Origin of the sequence: Staphylococcus sp. LKG4-2, from assembly GCF_050955665.1 — a bacterium.
Classification (GTDB): Bacteria; Bacillota; Bacilli; order Staphylococcales; family Staphylococcaceae; genus Staphylococcus; species Staphylococcus saprophyticus.
On sequence record NZ_CP194532.1, the window covers coordinates 1,776,421 to 1,794,233 of the forward strand.

A 17,813-nucleotide genomic window follows, 5' to 3' on the forward strand; every position below is an offset into this window, starting at 1 on the left:
TTATATCATTACAGCATGGCGTGCTTTTGCGATTTTATTTCTTGGAATTTCAATTTGCTTTGTTTTAGCCTTTTCTTTAACTTCCATAACAATGTTTGTTTCATCAACAGATTGTAAAATACCTAACCATTCTTTAGAACCTTCAATCGGTGCATATAAAGAAACAAATACTGGTTTTGTTATTGCATTTTGGAAATCTTTTTCTTTTTTAATTGGTCTTTCAGCACCAGGTGACGCGACATCTAAATAATACATTTCTTGTATAGGATCTTCCGCGTCCATGACTTCGCTGATTTTTTCAGAAGCTAGCGCACAATCGTTTAAATCAACGCCGCCTTCTTTATCTATAGATACTCTTAAAAAATGGTCTTTTCCTTCTTTGGTAAACTCAACTTCTACTAATTCAAAATTTAAGTCGTTAAGGACAGGTTGAATGATAGTCTCAACTTGCTCAGTTATTTTACTCATGCTGACCTCCTTTTTTGGCAAATAGAAAAGAGCGGGTATTATGCCCACTCTTTCTGCCTGAGTCTAATTTTTTAAGCACTATTATTATACCATATGTTCATTTTCTATACAAATAACTATATTTGTTAAACGGCACAATGACAACTTACTTAAGTTATTCTCAAATTTACTTATATTTAATTAATGTCAAATTCAAGTAAAATATATCAACCTCTTATACTTTTACTAAATCTATAAAATAATACACTTAATTGAAATCTAAATAGTCTCTAGTAAATCATATTTAAGGATTACATATCAAAAATGGAAAGCTGTGCTTTATCTGGCAAATTAGGTAATGAACCTAATTCATCTAGATACTCAATAACTTTTTGAGATAAACCAGCTTTTTTATTTAAATCTTCTTTAGATAAGAAAGGCCCTTCATCGCGCGCTTCTACAATTCTTTGTGCAACATTTTCACCTAAACCTGGTACAGCAATAAATGGAGGAATTAAAGTATCCCCTTCGATTATGAATTCAAATGCTTTGCTCTTCTCTAAACTGATTGGTTGCATTCGGTAGCCACGTTGTGCCATCTCGTTCATAATCTCAAGCACCGTTAACGTATCTTTTTCTTTTTTTGCTAAATCCATATAACGTGAATACATATCATTTACCGTGTTACGTATACTTTCTTTATCTTTAATCATTGAGATTAAATCAAAGTCTGAAGCACGTACAGTAAAGTAACTAGCATAGTAATATAATGGATAGTGCACTTTGAAATAAGCAATACGTACAGCCATTAGTACATAAGCTGCTGCGTGGGCTTTAGGGAACATGTATTTAATCTTTCTACATGAGTCTAAGTACCAATCTGGCACTTCATTATCAACCATCGCTTCTACCATATCATCAGTTAAACCTTTACCCTTACGAACAAATTCCATTGTTTTAAAGGCTAATGAAGGTTCCAAACCGTTATACATCAAGTAGACCATGATATCATCACGACAACAAATTACACTTGCTAAATCGCATTTACCAGAGCGTATTAAATCCTGTGCATTACCTAACCATACATCCGTACCATGAGATAGCCCTGAAATTCTAACTAATTCAGAAAATGTTGTTGGTTTCGTATCTTCTAACATTTGTCTAACAAATCCAGTTCCGAATTCTGGTACACCAAATGTACCTGTTTTACATAAAATTTCATCGGAAGTGACACCTAAAGGCTCTGGCGAACTAAAAATGCCCATCGTCTCCTTATCATCTACTGGAATCGTTTTTGGATCAATACCTGACAAATCTTGCAACATACGTATCATAGTAGGATCATCGTGACCCAGTATATCCAATTTCAACACATTATCATGAATGGAATGGAAATCAAAGTGCGTTGTCATCCAAGAAGAACCTTGATCATCTGCTGGGAATTGAACAGGTGTAAAATCGTAAATATCCATATAATCGGGAACAACAATAATACCACCTGGATGTTGTCCAGTCGTACGTTTAACACCAGTACAACCTTTTACAAGTCTGTCTATTTCTGCTCCTCGTTTATGAATACCTTGATCGTTTAAATATCCCTTCACAAAACCAAAAGCAGTTTTTTCTGCAACCGTACCGATCGTTCCCGCACGAAATACTTTATCTTCACCAAATAGCTCTTTAGTATAGTTATGCGCTTCAGGTTGATATTCACCACTAAAGTTCAAGTCAATATCAGGTACTTTATCCCCTTTAAATCCTAAGAAAGTTTCGAATGGAATATCCTGGCCTTCTTTAATCAAATCACAACCGCACGATTCACATTTCTTGTCTGGTAAATCGAATCCTGAACCAACAGAACCATCATCAAAGAACTCACTTTGCTTACACTCTGGACAAATATAATGTGGTGGTAGGGGATTCACTTCTGTAATTTCAGTCATTGTTGCCACAAAGCTCGAACCAACAGAACCACGTGAACCTACTAAGTAACCATCATTCAGTGATTTTTTAACTAATCTTTGAGAAATTAAATATATTACTGAGAAACCATTACCTATAATACTTTCCAATTCTTTCTCTAAACGATCAATGACAATCTGTGGTAAATCATCGCCGTAAAGTGCTTTTGCATTATCGTAACTCATTTCACGTATTTCTTCATTCGCACCTTCCATTCTCGGTGTGAATAGTTCATCTTTAATTGGTACGACACGTTCTATTTTATCTGCTAAATCATTCGTATTCTGAACTACAAGTTCATATGCTTTTTCCTCACCTAAAAAGTGTAATTCATCTAACATTTCATCCGTTGTTCTAAAATGCGCTTTTGGTAAAGTAGAGCGATTTAATGGATTACCCGGTTGAGCGGCAATTAATATTTTACGAGCAATCGCATCATGTTCATTTAAATAATGTGCATTACCTGTTGCAATCACTGGAATATTATTTACATCCCCCGCTCGAATTAAACGATTATAAATTTCATGTAAAGTTTCATTATCTCTTACTAGCTCTCTATCAATTAGATCTTGATAAAGTGCTGGCGGTTGAACCTCAATAAAATCGTAATATTTGGCAATTCGCTCTACTTGAGACTGGTCTTTTTGCATAACTGCTGTAAATACTTCGCCCTCATCACACGCAGAGCCTACAAGTATTCCTTCTCTATACTCATCCAACAAGGAACGTGGAATTCTTGGTGTACGGTAATAATATTGAACAAGAGATGCACTCACAATTTTAAATAGATTTTTCAAACCATCTTGGTTCTGCACAATGAGTGTTACATGATTTGGTCGTGCACGCTTATACGCATCTTCATTTGACAATGACGTATTGATATCTTGATGGTTGTGAACACCAAGCGCTTCTAGCTGCTTAAGCATTTTTATGAACATATAAGCCGTTGCTTCTGTATCATATATCGCTCTATGGTGTTGCGTTAATTCAACCCCGTATTTTTTAGCTAAGAAATTTAAGCCATGCTTACCATATTCTGTATTAATTGTTCTAGATAATTCTAATGTATCAATGACGCCGTTCGTGGAAGCACCAATGCCAACGTGTTCATAACCTGTATCGATGAAGCCCATATCAAATGATGCATTATGCGCTACAAAAATGGCGTCGCCTACCCATGATTTAAACTCAGTAAGCACTTCTTCTATTTCAGGGGCATCTACTAACATGTCATCTGAAATATGCGTTAAGTTTTTAATTGTTTCTGACAATCGTTCATGAGGATTACTGAATCGTTCAAATTTATCAATAATTTCGCCGTCTTTTACTTTAACAGCTGCAAGTTCAATAATTTTATCGTATTGATTTGAAAGTCCCGTTGTCTCAACGTCAAATACTACATAAGTAGCTGTTTTTAGGTCACAATCTTTTGGTTTATATGCGATTGGTACACCATCATCTACCAGCATACCTTCCATGCCATAAATCATTTTAATTCCATTTTTTTCGGCAGCACTATGTGCATCTGGGAATGCTTGCACAACATTATGGTCTGTTACCGCAATGGCTTTATGTCCCCATTTCGCAGCTTGATCTACATAATCTGATATGTTTGGAATACCATCCATTTGACTCATTGACGTATGTAAATGGAATTCAACACGTTTGTCTTCAGCTTTATCTTGTTTTGTAGCTTTTTTTATTTCTTCGATATCTGACATCATCATAACTAGGTCACGTACAAATGTATCTTCCTCAATACGCCCTTGTGCACGAACCCATTTACCTACACTTAAAGCTTTAAAATGCGCTAAATCATCTTTATTTTTACGTGTGAACATTTTCAAGACAAGAGAATCTGTATAATCTGTTACTTTTAATTCTACAATATGACGCCCACTCTTCAATTCTTTTAAATTGATATCGAAAATAACACCTTCTACAGCAGCTTTAAATTCTTCTTCGATAATTGAGTCAATTTGACGTACATTTTCAACTTGGATTGGTTTACCAATTTGACATTTTGAAACATCACTTTCGTTATTGTCCTGTTGTTTTGCTTTTTCAGCCTTCATTTTCTCTAATTTTTCTGTTGCTTCACGCGCACTTTTCTCATCTTCTTCTTGAATATGTGCTTCTAATGACGCTAAATCCCCATCGTTAACTGCACTATCTGTTTCGAAAACGACTTTACTTATATTAAACCCACACTGTTGGTATGCTGCAATCAAACTACCATTACACGCTTTATCAAAGTGATCTCGTTCAACATCGTTTTGGCACATGACTTTTAATACATCACCTGACATAATTAAGCGTTTTTGTTTTAATTGTCCTTTTACTTTGGGTGATAATTTTGTTTGATCAATACAGTGGCTAAAATATTTTATTGCAAATTCATCTTGATTTGTTTTATCTTTTACCGTGAAATTACATTTTACATCTGCAATCGTTTTAAATTCTTCAATGATTGCACCTGTAAAAAGCAAATAATTTTCAATTGTTAAAAAATGTGGGAATGTAATTTGAAATACCCAAGTTCGATCTGATGTTTTGACATCAACACGTGTTAATTCACTATTTTCCAATATTTCTGAATCTAAATGCTCAGTAATTTTGATTTGGTCAGCTAGTATTTTAAATTTTTCCTCATTTGTCATTGCCATGACGATAACCACCTTACTATTAATTACACTACTTTTCTTATATATAGATACTTATATTTTATGACGGTGTATGTATGAATTTACATATTCTATACTATAACGGAATATCTAAAAATTTCTATTAGTTCAACTTGTCGCACTATGATATTACTTTACATGAATAACAAAAGAGTCTGAGACACAAATAGATGTCTCAGACTTTTTTGTCAATTGGCAGTAGATGTAAAGTCTCACTCTTATACATGAGCTTCAATTCAAGTAATCATCTACCCTAGTCATAATTGTCAAGCTGGGACAATGAAACCTTTTGAAAAATCCGGTTTCTACCTATCTCCCATATTTATACTTTTTAACGCACAGTTTACTTTGTATATTATAACAAATTATCCTAGTTCCTGCTCTAAAATTAGATATTAGAATACAATGTGTTTACATAATTAATTAAATTATCCACATGGACGTCTTCACTTTCACCTGTATCACGACGTTTCACTTCTACTATACCCTCTGCTGCATTTTTACCAACAACCACACGCACTGGCAATCCAATTAAATCAGCATCATTAAATTTAACACCTGCACGTTCTTTACGATCGTCATATAAAACATCGTAGTTTTCTTTTAACTGGGTATATAATTGATCTGCTAATTCACGTTGATCATCTTTTTTAGGATTAATCGTAATTAAGTGTAAATCAAATGGTGTTACAGATTTTGGCCAAATGATGCCATTTTCATCATTGTTTTGTTCAACAATCGCACTTAATGTTCTTGATACGCCAATTCCATAACAACCCATTAATAGTGGCTGTGCTTTACCTTGATTATCTAAAAATGTTGCATTCATTGATTCAGAGTATTTCGTTCCTAATTTAAATACCTGTCCAACTTCAATGCCCTCTGCAAAGCGAGCTGGTCCGGAGCCATCTGATAATGGTTCACCTTCTAATATAAATCTAAAGTCTCCGAAAGCATCAACTTCGAAATCACGACCAATATTAGCATTTAATAAATGATAGCCATCTTCGTTTGCACCAACGACAATATTATTTAAATCTTGAATGAAATTATCGGCATAGACTTTAATCTCTTTATCAAAAACTGGACCTAGCGAGCCAGGTTTCGCACCTAAAAGATTAACAATTTCGTCTTCAGAAGCTAATTCAATATTATCCGTACCAAAGTATGCTTTTAACTTAATATCATTCAATTCATGGTGACCACGAACTAAGACCATAATAAATTCTCCATCTATTTTAAATACCATAGATTTAGTAATTTCGTCTAAGGGTTTGTCTAAGAATGTAGCCAGTTCTTGCGCAGTATGAATATTTGGTGTTTCTATTTTTGTTAATGGTTGTAAATCTTCATGTTTTTCATTGGCTTGATAGACTACTTCCGCTTTTTCAATATTTGCAGCATAGTCACTCTGTTCACTATACACAATCGTATCTTCGCCGATTTCACTTAGTGCCATAAATTCATGTGTGTGACTGCCACCAATTGCTCCTGAATCTGCAACAACTGGTCGCGCATTAATACCAACACGTTTAAATATGCGACCGTATGCGTTATACATGTCTTGATAAGATGCATCTAGAGAGTCCTCATCCGCATGGAACGAATAAGCATCTTTCATGATAAATTCTCTACCACGTAACAAACCGAAGCGTGGACGCTTTTCATCTCTGTATTTAGATTGTATTTGGAATAACGTAAGTGGTAATTGTTTGTATGACTTCAATTCATCTCTAACGATGGACGTTACAACTTCCTCATGTGTTGGTCCTAATGCAAATTCACGTCCGTTACGATCTTGTAGACGCATCAGTTCTGGACCGTAAGCACTCCAGCGACCTGACTCTTCCCATAATTCTGCTTGTTGTAATGCAGGCATTAAGATTTCAACCGCATCTATGCGTTCCATTTCTTCACGCACAATTGCTTCAATATTATTCAGTACGCGTGCAGCTAAAGGTAAATAACTATAGATCCCACTTGTACTTTGTTTAATTAAACCAGCTTTCAGTAATAAACGATGGCTCAGTGCTTCTGCTCCTGCTGGTACCTCTTTCATTGTTGGAATAAATACCTTTGATTGTTTCATTTAACTACCTCTCTCCCTTTTATAAGAAATAACGTTGAATATCGTTCCATGTCACTAAGACCATTATAATAAGTACAAAAACAGCACCAATCGCAATAATTGTTGTTTCGGCTTTCTTATTAACCGGTTTTCTAAATATCGCTTCATATATGACGAATAAAATACGGCCACCGTCTAGTGCAGGTATTGGTAACAAGTTCATTAAGCCTAAGTTAACACTTAATAGTGCCGTCCAAGAAATTAAATTAATGATACCTGTTTTAACTACTGAATCCACAGTGTGATATATACCAACTGGTCCGTTTAGCATATCGAAAGAAAAATGACCAGTAAATATGCTGGCAATCATACTTACAATAGCTGTAAATATTAATTTACCCGCCTCTAGTGATCGTTCAACACCAGCTGCAATTGGTTTAAATATTGTATGTTCGGTACTTGCACTATAGCCTAATAAATATCTAGTTTGTGTATTAGTTTTCGTCACTTTTTGTTCTACTTTTTTAGGCTTGATATCCATCGTATGTGTTTTTCCATCACGTTCAACCGTAACTTCTGTCTTATTATCTTTAATATTTTTTACAACACTATCTATATCGCCTTTAGTTTCAATTTTTTTATCATCTAATTTAACAATTTTATCACCAGATTTAAGACCAGCTTGTTGTGCCGGTGAATCTTTCATGACTTCATCAATGCCATTTGTCGGTGTACCTTGATAATACGCAAGACCGATAAATAATACCAATGTAAGTAAGAAGTTAAATAGTGGTCCAGCAAATAATGTTAAAAACTTTTGATAAGGCTTTTTATACGTGAATTGTCTATCTCTTGGTGCAATTTGAATTAAGCTACCATTTTCAACAAAATATGATTTTTTAGCAATATTATACCTATGACGTTCTTGATCATAAGGCGTTACACCTTCGATATACAAGCCATCTTTAAAATCACATTGTTTCACTTCTATCGCTTCAATTTGTTGGAATTTATGTTGGTCATCCAAAATGATATGTGTAATTTCATCTTTATCATTCAATTTTATTTTAACATGCATACCTGGTTGTACCGGCGGTTCTTCCAAACCATCACCAGCCATACGCACATAACCACCAACTGGTAATAGTCGTATCGTATATAATGTTTCATTTTTTCTAAAACTAAATATTTTAGGTCCCATACCAATAGCAAATTCTGGACACATAATTCCTGCACGTTTAGCAAAAAACATATGCCCATATTCATGTACGGTTACGAGGACACCAAAAACAATGATAAAAGAAATAATTGTTACTAGAAAACTCAATTTGATACACCTCATATTTTCTTAATAAATTAACTGCATGTTGGATAAAATGCAATGTGTCAGTAATGTATACTACCAACTTTAAGTTATAAAAGTATACCACAACTATACTTTGTCATACACGTAACTCTAATCATTTTTATTCAACAGTTATCAACATGCTAACTTATAAATATTGAAAATTTAATTTAGCATTGTGAAATCTTTCGACCTTGTCAAAAGGAGTTAAGAATATCATTAACTGTTATTAAATAACCAGTTATTTCAATCCATTAACTCCTTTCGCATTTTTATAAAATTATAAAAGTCATATCGTAAATGTATTATATTTGAATTAATAAAATATTTAATAATGGTAAGACAAACATAAAACTATCAAAACGATCTAAAATGCCACCGTGACCTGGTAAAATTCTTCCAGAATCTTTTACGCCAAAGTGACGCTTGAATCCTGACTCTACTAAGTCACCCAATTGACCAAACATGCTTAAAATAATCGTAATGATTAGCAATAACCATAGTGCGATATTGAAATCTACAAAGATCATCATTACTAGCGGTACGATTAAACTACAAATCAAACCACCTACAAAGCCTTCAACAGTTTTGTTAGGGCTAATGACTGGCCATAATTTGTGTTTACCCATCAATCTACCAAAAATATACGCACCTGTATCAGTTAACCAAACCACTAAAAACGCAAATAATATGTAATGTAAACCTTCTGAGCGTGTTTCATATAAATACATAAATCCGATACCTACATATGCGATGGACATTAGACAAAATGCCGCATCCATAAAGCTGAATCTATTTTTAGAAAGTACTGTATAACTTAATAAAATAAAACTCATTGCTATTAACGATTTTAATTGAAGGTCGTTAACCCAGCTCCCCGCATCTTGAGGTAACATAATGATTAAAATACCTAATGCACTAATTATCCCTGGTATTGATAAGAACTTAATCATATTCATATTAAGCAATTCTTTTAAAGCGATGAATGCCAATAAATATGAAAATAGCATTAGAATAAGGCCACCCTTAAGTAAAACTGGGAGGAAAACGATAAGTGCTATAATTGCCGTTAAAGTTCTAACTTTCATACTATTCTCCTAACTATTTATAATCCACCAAATCGACGCTGCCGTGATTGATAAATTTTAATACAATTTATTAATTCTTCTTTATCGAAATCTGGCCATAGCTTTTCATTGAAAATAAATTCACTGTAAGATACTTGCCAAATAAGGAAATTGCTTATTCTTTGTTCACCTGATGTTCTTATCAAAAGATCTGGGTCAGGATATGCATGTGTCATCAAATGATCATCAATCATCTGTTCTGTAATGTCATCACTAGTTAATCCTTTAGCAGTTAGTTCATCATAGATTGTTTTTACACTGTTTAATATTTCAGCACGACCACCATAATTAATCGCGAAGATTAATTTTAAACCTGTATTATCTTTAGTATCTTCTTTGGCTTTAGCGATTGCTTTGAGTGTAGATGATGGCAAATATTCCATAAAACCAATTGTCTCGACTTTTACATTATTTTCTATCAACTCTGGTAGAAATGTTTTTAAAAAGTTAACTGGCAAGTTCATGATATAATTGACTTCATTTTCAGGTCTAGTCCAATTTTCTGTAGAAAATGCATACAATGTTAAATATTTAATTCCAATATCACTAGCAACTTTTGTGATTTTTTTAACTGTTTGCATACCTTGATAGTGACCTTTAATTCTAGGCAATTTTCTTTGTTTTGCCCAGCGACCATTACCGTCCATGATTATAGCAACATGTTCAGGTATGTTATGTAAGTCCAAGCCAAACTCTGATTGGATTGGCTGATTTTTATTTTTTTTAATTAACTTTTTAAACATGGTATTTCCTCCGAGCGTGATCATCTATGTTTATTATAATAGGTTCTAGATGCAATTATCTACCATTTTATCATACTAGATTGTTGCATTGAATAAACAAATAAAAAAACTGTACCAAAGTCTGATTTGATACAGTTCAGATAAAAATATGATTAGCCTCTTAATCAGCAACAATATAAGTTCAATTATATCGCCTTAATGATTGAAGCCATTATCATCATTACCATGTTTATACTGACATAATATCTTGTTCTTTTTCTTCTAACAATTTTTCAACTTCTTTTATTGAATCGTCAGTTAATTTTTGTACATCATCTGTTTGTGTTCTTAAATCATCTTCAGTGATGTCAGAATTTTTTTGTTGTTTTTTAAGCTCATCGTTTGAGTCACGACGCACATTTCTTACTGCAACTTTAGCGTCTTCGCCAATTTTTTTAACATCTTTAACAAGCTCTTTACGACGTTCTTCAGTTAATGCTGGTACACTGATACGGATAACTTCTCCATCACTTGAAGGATTAACACCTAAGTTAGCTGCATTGATTGCTTTTTCAATATTGCCAACTGATGATTTATCATATGGAGAAATGACTAATAAGCGTGCTTCTGGCACACTAATACTAGCAAGTTGTTGAACTGGTGTTGGCGCACCGTAATAATCAACATTTACACCATTTAATAAGTTTGAATTCGCTCTACCAGCACTGATATTAGCTAATTCTCTTGAAAGATTGTCTATTGATTTTTGCATTTTTGATTTAGTTTCATTAATAATGTCACTCATAGTCATACACCTCTAATTATTTTGTAATCAATGTTCCTATTTTTTCACCCATGACAGCGCGTTTAATATTACCTTCTTCAGTTATTGAAAATACATTTAATGGAATATTATTATCCATGCAGAATGATGAAGCTGTTGAATCCATAACTTGTAAACCTTCTTGTAACATTTGGATATGCGTTAGGTGCTCATATTTGATTGCATTTGGATCTACTTTTGGATCAGCAGAATAAACACCGTCGACATTATTTTTGCCCATTAAGATAACATCAGCTTCAACTTCAGCTGCACGCAATGCTGCAGTTGTGTCAGTAGAGAAGTAAGGGTTACCTATACCTGCTGCAAAGATGACCACACGATTTTTTTCTAAATGTCTGATTGCACGACGGCGAATATAAGGTTCTGCAACTTGTTTCATTTCTATTGAAGTTAAAACACGTGTGTCACATTCTAATTGTTCGAGGCTATCTTGTAATGCTAATGCATTCATTACTGTAGCTAACATACCCATGTAGTCTGCTGTACCACGATCCATGCCTAAATCGCTACCAGTTTTACCTCTCCAAATATTACCGCCACCAACGATAACAGCAATTTCACAGTCCAATTTAGCTACTTCAGCTACTTGTTTTGCAATACTTTTGATTATAATTGGGTTAATTCCAAATCCATCGTCACCTGCGAGTGCTTCGCCACTTAATTTTAATACAACACGTTCGTATTTAGAAGTTTGAGCCATTGTCTTATCCTCTCTATTGTAAAAATATGTAAATTATACAAGTAAAGAAGACACAATAGGTCTTCCAATACAAAAGTGAATCTTTCATACGGAGCACAAAAGGTGTCTTCTTCCTTGTTTTAACTTATGAAAAGTTATTTCATTTGTCCTTTAACTTCGTCAGCAAAGTTTTCTTCACGTTTTTCCATGCCTTCGCCTACTTCATAACGTACGAAGTCAACTAGTTTACCACCTTTAGATTTTAAGAAAGCTTCAACTGTTTGATCAGGATCTTTTACAAAGTTTTGGTCAACTGCACAAATTTCTTGTAGATATTTACGTAAACGACCTTCAACCATTTTTTCAACGATATTTTCTGGTTTACCTTCATTTAGAGCTTGTTGTTTTAAAACATCTCTTTCATGAGCGATTTCATCTTCGCTTACTTGTTCAGATGAAACATATTTAGGGTTGATTGCAGCAATGTGCATTGCAACATCTTTAGCTGCTTCAGCATCAGTAGAACCTTCAACTACAGTTAATACACCAATACGTCCACCCATGTGTAAATAAGCACCGAATGAATCGTTGTCTGTTTTAGTTCTAACAGCAAAACGACGGATACTTAATTTTTCACCGATAGTTGAGATAGCTTCTTTAACACGTTGGTCAACTGATTTACCATCTGGTAAGTTTGTTTCTAAAAGTGCTTCAACTGTTTCTGCTTTAGTATCTAATACTTGGATAGCAATTTCTTTCACTAATTGTTGGAAACCTTCATTACGAGCAACGAAGTCAGTTTCAGAATTGATTTCAACAATTGCTGCTTCGTTTCCTCTTTCTTCAACGTGTACTAAACCTTCTGCCGCAATACGGTCAGATTTTTTAGCAGCTTTAGCGATACCTTTTTCACGTAGGAAGTCTACCGCTTTATCGATGTCACCATCAGTTTCTGTTAACGCTTTTTTACAGTCCATCATACCAGCGCCAGTTTTTTCACGTAATTCTTTTACAAGTTTAGCTGAAATTGCCATTTCAAATTCCTCCATTATTTAATGAATTTTATTTTATTTATTTTAAAAAAAGGTGATAAGCTTCAATATCTTATCACCCATTTTACATTATTCTTAGTTTGATTCAACAGAAGTGTTTTCTTCAGTTGTTTCTGCTTCAGTAGCTTCTTTTGATTCATCTAAATCAATATTTTGTTCAGCTGCTACTTCTTCATTTGATACACCTTGTTGACCTTCTAAGATTGCATCTGCCATTTTACCAGTTAATAATTTAACGGCACGGATAGCATCATCGTTTGCAGGGATAACGTAATCAATTTCATCTGGATCACAGTTAGTATCTACAATACCAACAATTGGGATGTGTAATTTACGTGCTTCAGCAATTGCGTTGCGCTCTTTACGAGGGTCAACAACGAACAATGCTTGAGGCATAGATTTCATATCACGAATTCCGCCTAAGAATTTAATTAAACGGTCATATTCTTTTTTAAGTTCTACAACTTCTTTTTTAGGTAATACTTCGAATAAGCCATCTTCTTCCATTTTTTCAATTTCAGAGATACGTTTAATACGTTTAGAAATTGTTTTATAGTTAGTTAAGATTCCACCTAACCATCTTTGGTTTACATAGAATTGACCAGCACGTTCTGCTTCAGCTTTAACTGAATCTTGTGCTTGTTTTTTCGTACCAACGAATAAAACTTTTCCGCCATCTTCTGATACTTGTTTAATGAAGTTATAAGCTTCTTCTACTTTTTTCACTGTTTTTTGTAAATCGATAATGTAAATACCGTTTCTCTCAGTGAAAATGTATCTTTTCATTTTTGGGTTCCAACGGCGTGTTTGGTGACCGAAGTGAACACCTGCTTCTAGCAATTGTTTCATTGAAATTACTGCCATAATAAAATTCCTCCTATTGGTTTATTACCTCCACAAAAAGCTCATATAAACACGACAATTAAATATCGCACCCTTTATACTTTAACTTTCTGTGTGTGTATTGGCTTCATAGCCGTCAATAAATATATCATATTTACCTATGCAAATCAATAGTTTTTGTCCATTAATTTACACATTATAAAGAACGACTAAGCCCATCTATTAGTCGTTCTCAATTAAGTCGTTACGCAATAAAATTTTATTTGATTCTTTCTAGTTCATCTAAGAACTTGTCTTTTTTAACTTTAATAAATGTACCCTTCATACCTAATGAACGTGATTCGATTACACCCGCACTTTCTAGTTTACGCAAGGCATTTACAATAACTGAACGTGTAATGCCGACTCTATCTGCAACTTTTGAAGCGATCAGTAAGCCTTCTTTACCACCTAGTTCTTCAAATATATGTTCAATCGCTTCACTTTCAGAATATGATAATGAGTTGATCGCCATACTAATAGCTGCTTTATCTCTTGCCTCTTGTTCTACTTCATTATGTTTTTCACGTAATATTTCCATACCGATAACTGTAGCTGCGTATTCACCTAATACCAAGTCGTTTTCAGAAAAATCTTCTGTCACACGTCCTAGAACTAATGTACCAAGTCTTTCGCCACCACCTAAAATTGGGAAAATTGTTGTTCTGCTATCACCGAATAAATCATTATTTTCAGGTGGGAAAACAGTTAGTACATTATCAATACCAATATTGGATTGTGTTTCTTTCACATCCATCAATTGATCTGTATATTCTACAGGTATATGTCTATTTTCTAACATTTGGATGATACGTTCATTTTTTAATAATTCATTTAAATTCGAACCTAAAATTTTACCTTTTCTTGAAACTATAAAAACATTTGTTACTGTCACACTACTTATCGTTTGTGCTACATCTTTAAAATCTACCGCAATACCTTTATGCTTTTGCAAAAGTGTATTTAATTCTCTCGTTTTTGATAATAAGCTCATATTCCTACTCCTTTATATTTATATTATAAAATAAATGCACTTAAATCTTTGTTTGTTGAAATTGATTTCAACTTATCATCAACATATTGTGGTGTAATATCTACAACCGCATTAGGCATACTTGGTGCTTCGAATGATAAATCTTCTAGCATTTTTTCAAGTATAGTATGCAATCGACGTGCACCAATGTTATCAGTATCTTGGTTTACTTGGAATGCAATTTCTGCTAATCGTTTAATTGCTTCATCTGTAAATTTAACCGTTACTTGTTCTGTTTGTAGTAACGCTTCATACTGTTTGATAAGTGATAATTTAGGTTCCGTCAAGATTCGAACAAAATCTTCAACTGAAAGACTTTCTAGTTCAACGCGAATTGGAAAACGGCCTTGCAACTCTGGAATTAAATCACTTGGTTTAGACACGTGGAATGCTCCAGCACCAATAAATAGCATATGTTCAGTGTTAACAGTACCATACTTTGTTTGAACCATGCTACCTTCAAGAATTGGTAATATATCTCTTTGAACACCTTGGCGAGATACATCTTGCCCTGAATTTTGATTATTTGTCGCAACCTTATCTATTTCATCGATAAATATAATGCCCATTTGTTCAGCTAATTCAATAGCTTCTTGGTTAGCTGTTTCTTGATCAATCAATTCATCAGCAAATTCATCAGTTAATATCTTACGTGCAGTTTTAACTGGAACTTCTCTTTCAACTTTTTTCTTAGGCATTAATTGGTTCATCATGTCTTGCATTTGTTGGTTTTGGTTCGTACCTAACATGCCCATAGCAGCTGGATCTTGTTCAACTTTTAAGCGTACCTTCTCATCTTCTAATTGACCATTTAATAATTGTTGCTTAATTTCTGAACGTTTCGTTTTCACTTCATCAGTGGGTGTTTCTTCTTCGTCATCATTATTTTGACCAAAATTAGGGATTGAACCACCAAATAAAGATTCCAATGGGTTATTACTGTTCGTATTGTTATTAGCTTTTTTCTTCATACTAGGTACTAACAATTTCACTAACTTTTCATTCGCTTTATCTTGGGCTTCATCTTGTACCAATGCCTTTTTTTGATCTTTTACAAGTCTAACAGCAACATCTACAAGGTCTCTAACCATACTTTCTACATCACGTCCAACATAACCTACTTCTGTAAATTTAGTTGCTTCAACTTTAATAAATGGAGCGCCAACTACTCTAGCCATACGTCTTGCAATTTCCGTTTTACCTACACCCGTAGGTCCAATCATCAAAATATTTTTAGGTGCGACCTCTTGTTTTTCTTCTTCAGTTAATAGACTTCTTCTATATCTATTTCTTAATGCAATTGCAACCTTACGTTTAGCATCGTCTTGACCAACAATATATTCATTAAGTTTTGATACAATATCTCTAGGTGTTAATTTTATTCCATTTGTCTCCATATGATACGTTACCTCCATTAATTTTGTGCTTTAAAACAACTTATAATTTATACATGTTTACTATTGCCAATTAATTCTAAATTTAGACATTTTCATTAATTTATTTACTCAGCTATAAATTCTCAACTATAATTCGGTCATTTGTAAATACACAAATATCTGAAGCAACTTTCAAACTTTCATAAGCCATTTCGCTCGCAGACAAATGTGTTGCATTACGTTTTAGCGCTCTACCTGCACTTAACGCATAGTTACCACCTGACCCAATTGCAATCAAATTATCATCTGGTGCGATTACTTCTCCTGTACCGCTAACTACTAAGATTGATGTTTCATCCATTACAATCAACATAGCTTCTAGCTGACGTAATTGTTTATCGCCTCTCCACTCTTGTGCTAATTCCACTGCAGCTCTTTCTAAATTCCCACTAAATTGTTGTAATTTTGTTTCGAATTTTTCAAATAGAGTGAACGCATCTGCTACACTTCCAGCAAAACCAGCTAATACTTTATCATTATATAAACGTCTCACTTTTCTCGCTGTTTGTTTCATGATGACTTGTTCACCTAGAGTAACTTGACCATCTCCAGCCATTGCTGCATGTCCATTATGTTGTACTGCAAATATTGTTGTTGCATGTATAGATGTACTCATTATTTAATTCTCCTTTTTTGCACGAGGATGTGCATTTAAATATACTTTTCTTAATTGTTCATTTGTCACATGTGTATATCGACCAGTTGTTGACAGATTAACGTGACCGAGCAAAGATTGCACTGTTCTTAAATCTGCACCTTGGTTTAACATGTGTGTCGCAAATGTATGTCTAAGTTTATGAGGATGTATCTCTGTAACACCAGCCGTTCGTTTCACTACGTCGTTCAATACATAACGAACGCCACGTTCAGTGATAGGATCGCCTTTCATATTAACTAATAAATAATCGTGATTACTATTTAATTTAGGTTTGAATGACGCTAAATATCGTTCCATACTTTGTTTACAAAACTCGCCAAAGGGGATAAAACGTTCTTTGCCACCCTTACCTAATACCTTTACACCTGGCGACGTCATATCTATGTCTTGTTCTTTTATATGCACTAACTCTGAAACTCTAATACCAGTAGAATAAAGTAGTTCTAAGATTACCCTATCTCGCAAGCCTTTTTTTGCATCATTTTCAACCGTGTCAAATAATGCTTCCATTTCCTCTTCATAGAAAAAATGTGGTAAATAATGTTCTTTTTTCGGATGTACCAATTGTATGAACGGATTTACCACCGCTTCATCTTGTGTCATCCAATATTCATAAAAACTTCTCAGCGTAGAAATTTTACGTGAAACTGAGGTTCTTTTCAAGTTTTTTGAATATAAGTAACTGAGATAGTTCCTAGCATCTTTGTATTCAAACGCATTCAAATCTAAATGTTCTTGAGCTAAGAAAACATTAAATTGTTCTAAATCATCATGATAGGATTTTAAAGTGTGCTCTGAAAATTGTTTTTCTACTTTTAGCATATATAAATACGCTTGTTGGATTTTTTCCAATAAAACCCCCTCCATCAACATA

Annotated in this window: 14 protein-coding genes; all 14 read right to left on the reverse strand. The window is 33.8% G+C overall.

What is annotated here, in order from left to right:
• Positions 1-468, reverse strand: a complete 468-nt coding sequence (gene rimP / locus ACM6UH_RS08775) for a ribosome maturation factor RimP (protein WP_002483458.1) — start codon at positions 466-468, stop codon at positions 1-3.
• Positions 469-758: 290 nt separating this feature from the next.
• Positions 759-5,075 (reverse strand): PolC-type DNA polymerase III, encoded by a 4,317-nt coding sequence (locus ACM6UH_RS08780; protein WP_011303258.1) that lies wholly within the window; start codon positions 5,073-5,075, stop codon positions 759-761.
• 406 nt (positions 5,076-5,481) lie between these two features.
• On the reverse strand, positions 5,482-7,182 hold the full coding sequence (locus ACM6UH_RS08785) for a proline--tRNA ligase (RefSeq protein ID WP_011303259.1): 1,701 nt from the start codon (positions 7,180-7,182) through the stop codon (positions 5,482-5,484).
• A gap of 19 nt (positions 7,183-7,201) precedes the next feature.
• Positions 7,202-8,488 carry an RIP metalloprotease RseP gene (gene rseP / locus ACM6UH_RS08790; protein WP_011303260.1) on the reverse strand — a complete coding sequence of 429 codons (1,287 nt, stop codon included), beginning with the start codon at positions 8,486-8,488 and terminating at the stop codon, positions 7,202-7,204.
• 323 nt (positions 8,489-8,811) lie between these two features.
• A complete protein-coding gene (locus tag ACM6UH_RS08795; RefSeq protein ID WP_002483462.1) occupies positions 8,812-9,594 on the reverse strand; it encodes a phosphatidate cytidylyltransferase in 783 nt (260 codons plus the stop codon).
• Between the two features lie 17 nt (positions 9,595-9,611).
• The gene (locus ACM6UH_RS08800; RefSeq protein WP_011303261.1) at positions 9,612-10,376 is read right to left on the reverse strand and encodes an isoprenyl transferase; all 765 of its coding nucleotides are present in this window, start codon (positions 10,374-10,376) and stop codon (positions 9,612-9,614) included.
• 229 nt (positions 10,377-10,605) lie between these two features.
• Positions 10,606-11,160 (reverse strand): ribosome recycling factor, encoded by a 555-nt coding sequence (gene frr, locus ACM6UH_RS08805; RefSeq protein ID WP_002483464.1) that lies wholly within the window; start codon positions 11,158-11,160, stop codon positions 10,606-10,608.
• A gap of 16 nt (positions 11,161-11,176) precedes the next feature.
• Positions 11,177-11,899 carry a UMP kinase gene (pyrH, locus tag ACM6UH_RS08810; RefSeq protein WP_048787216.1) on the reverse strand — a complete coding sequence of 241 codons (723 nt, stop codon included), beginning with the start codon at positions 11,897-11,899 and terminating at the stop codon, positions 11,177-11,179.
• A 134-nt stretch (positions 11,900-12,033) separates the two neighbouring features.
• Complete coding sequence (gene tsf, locus ACM6UH_RS08815; protein WP_037538543.1) at positions 12,034-12,912, reverse strand: translation elongation factor Ts; 879 nt, start codon at positions 12,910-12,912, stop codon at positions 12,034-12,036.
• Between the two features lie 93 nt (positions 12,913-13,005).
• Complete coding sequence (rpsB, locus tag ACM6UH_RS08820; RefSeq protein ID WP_002483467.1) at positions 13,006-13,794, reverse strand: 30S ribosomal protein S2; 789 nt, start codon at positions 13,792-13,794, stop codon at positions 13,006-13,008.
• Between the two features lie 238 nt (positions 13,795-14,032).
• Positions 14,033-14,806: a GTP-sensing pleiotropic transcriptional regulator CodY gene (gene codY, locus ACM6UH_RS08825; RefSeq protein WP_011303263.1), complete on the reverse strand. Its 774-nt coding sequence runs from the start codon at positions 14,804-14,806 to the stop codon at positions 14,033-14,035.
• 23 nt (positions 14,807-14,829) lie between these two features.
• Positions 14,830-16,242 carry an ATP-dependent protease ATPase subunit HslU gene (hslU, locus tag ACM6UH_RS08830; protein WP_047503618.1) on the reverse strand — a complete coding sequence of 471 codons (1,413 nt, stop codon included), beginning with the start codon at positions 16,240-16,242 and terminating at the stop codon, positions 14,830-14,832.
• A gap of 112 nt (positions 16,243-16,354) precedes the next feature.
• Positions 16,355-16,897 carry an ATP-dependent protease subunit HslV gene (gene hslV, locus ACM6UH_RS08835; RefSeq protein WP_047503615.1) on the reverse strand — a complete coding sequence of 181 codons (543 nt, stop codon included), beginning with the start codon at positions 16,895-16,897 and terminating at the stop codon, positions 16,355-16,357.
• A 3-nt stretch (positions 16,898-16,900) separates the two neighbouring features.
• On the reverse strand, positions 16,901-17,791 hold the full coding sequence (xerC, locus tag ACM6UH_RS08840; RefSeq protein ID WP_011303266.1) for a tyrosine recombinase XerC: 891 nt from the start codon (positions 17,789-17,791) through the stop codon (positions 16,901-16,903).
• Positions 17,792-17,813 lie beyond the last annotated feature (22 nt).

Bases quoted from the DNA above. Each gene is read 5' to 3' on its own strand.
- rpsB (WP_002483467.1), bottom strand. From the start codon at position 13,794: ATGGCAGTAATTTCAATGAAACAATTGCTAGAAGCAGGTGTTCACTTC.
- pyrH (WP_048787216.1), bottom strand. From the start codon at position 11,899: ATGGCTCAAACTTCTAAATACGAACGTGTTGTATTAAAATTAAGTGGC.
- frr (WP_002483464.1), bottom strand. From the start codon at position 11,160: ATGAGTGACATTATTAATGAAACTAAATCAAAAATGCAAAAATCAATA.
- ACM6UH_RS08795 (WP_002483462.1), bottom strand. From the start codon at position 9,594: ATGAAAGTTAGAACTTTAACGGCAATTATAGCACTTATCGTTTTCCTC.
- ACM6UH_RS08780 (WP_011303258.1), bottom strand. From the start codon at position 5,075: ATGGCAATGACAAATGAGGAAAAATTTAAAATACTAGCTGACCAAATC.
- codY (WP_011303263.1), bottom strand. From the start codon at position 14,806: ATGAGCTTATTATCAAAAACGAGAGAATTAAATACACTTTTGCAAAAG.
- ACM6UH_RS08800 (WP_011303261.1), bottom strand. From the start codon at position 10,376: ATGTTTAAAAAGTTAATTAAAAAAAATAAAAATCAGCCAATCCAATCA.
- tsf (WP_037538543.1), bottom strand. From the start codon at position 12,912: ATGGCAATTTCAGCTAAACTTGTAAAAGAATTACGTGAAAAAACTGGC.
- rimP (WP_002483458.1), bottom strand. From the start codon at position 468: ATGAGTAAAATAACTGAGCAAGTTGAGACTATCATTCAACCTGTCCTT.
- hslV (WP_047503615.1), bottom strand. From the start codon at position 16,897: ATGAGTACATCTATACATGCAACAACAATATTTGCAGTACAACATAAT.
- ACM6UH_RS08785 (WP_011303259.1), bottom strand. From the start codon at position 7,182: ATGAAACAATCAAAGGTATTTATTCCAACAATGAAAGAGGTACCAGCA.
- hslU (WP_047503618.1), bottom strand. From the start codon at position 16,242: ATGGAGACAAATGGAATAAAATTAACACCTAGAGATATTGTATCAAAA.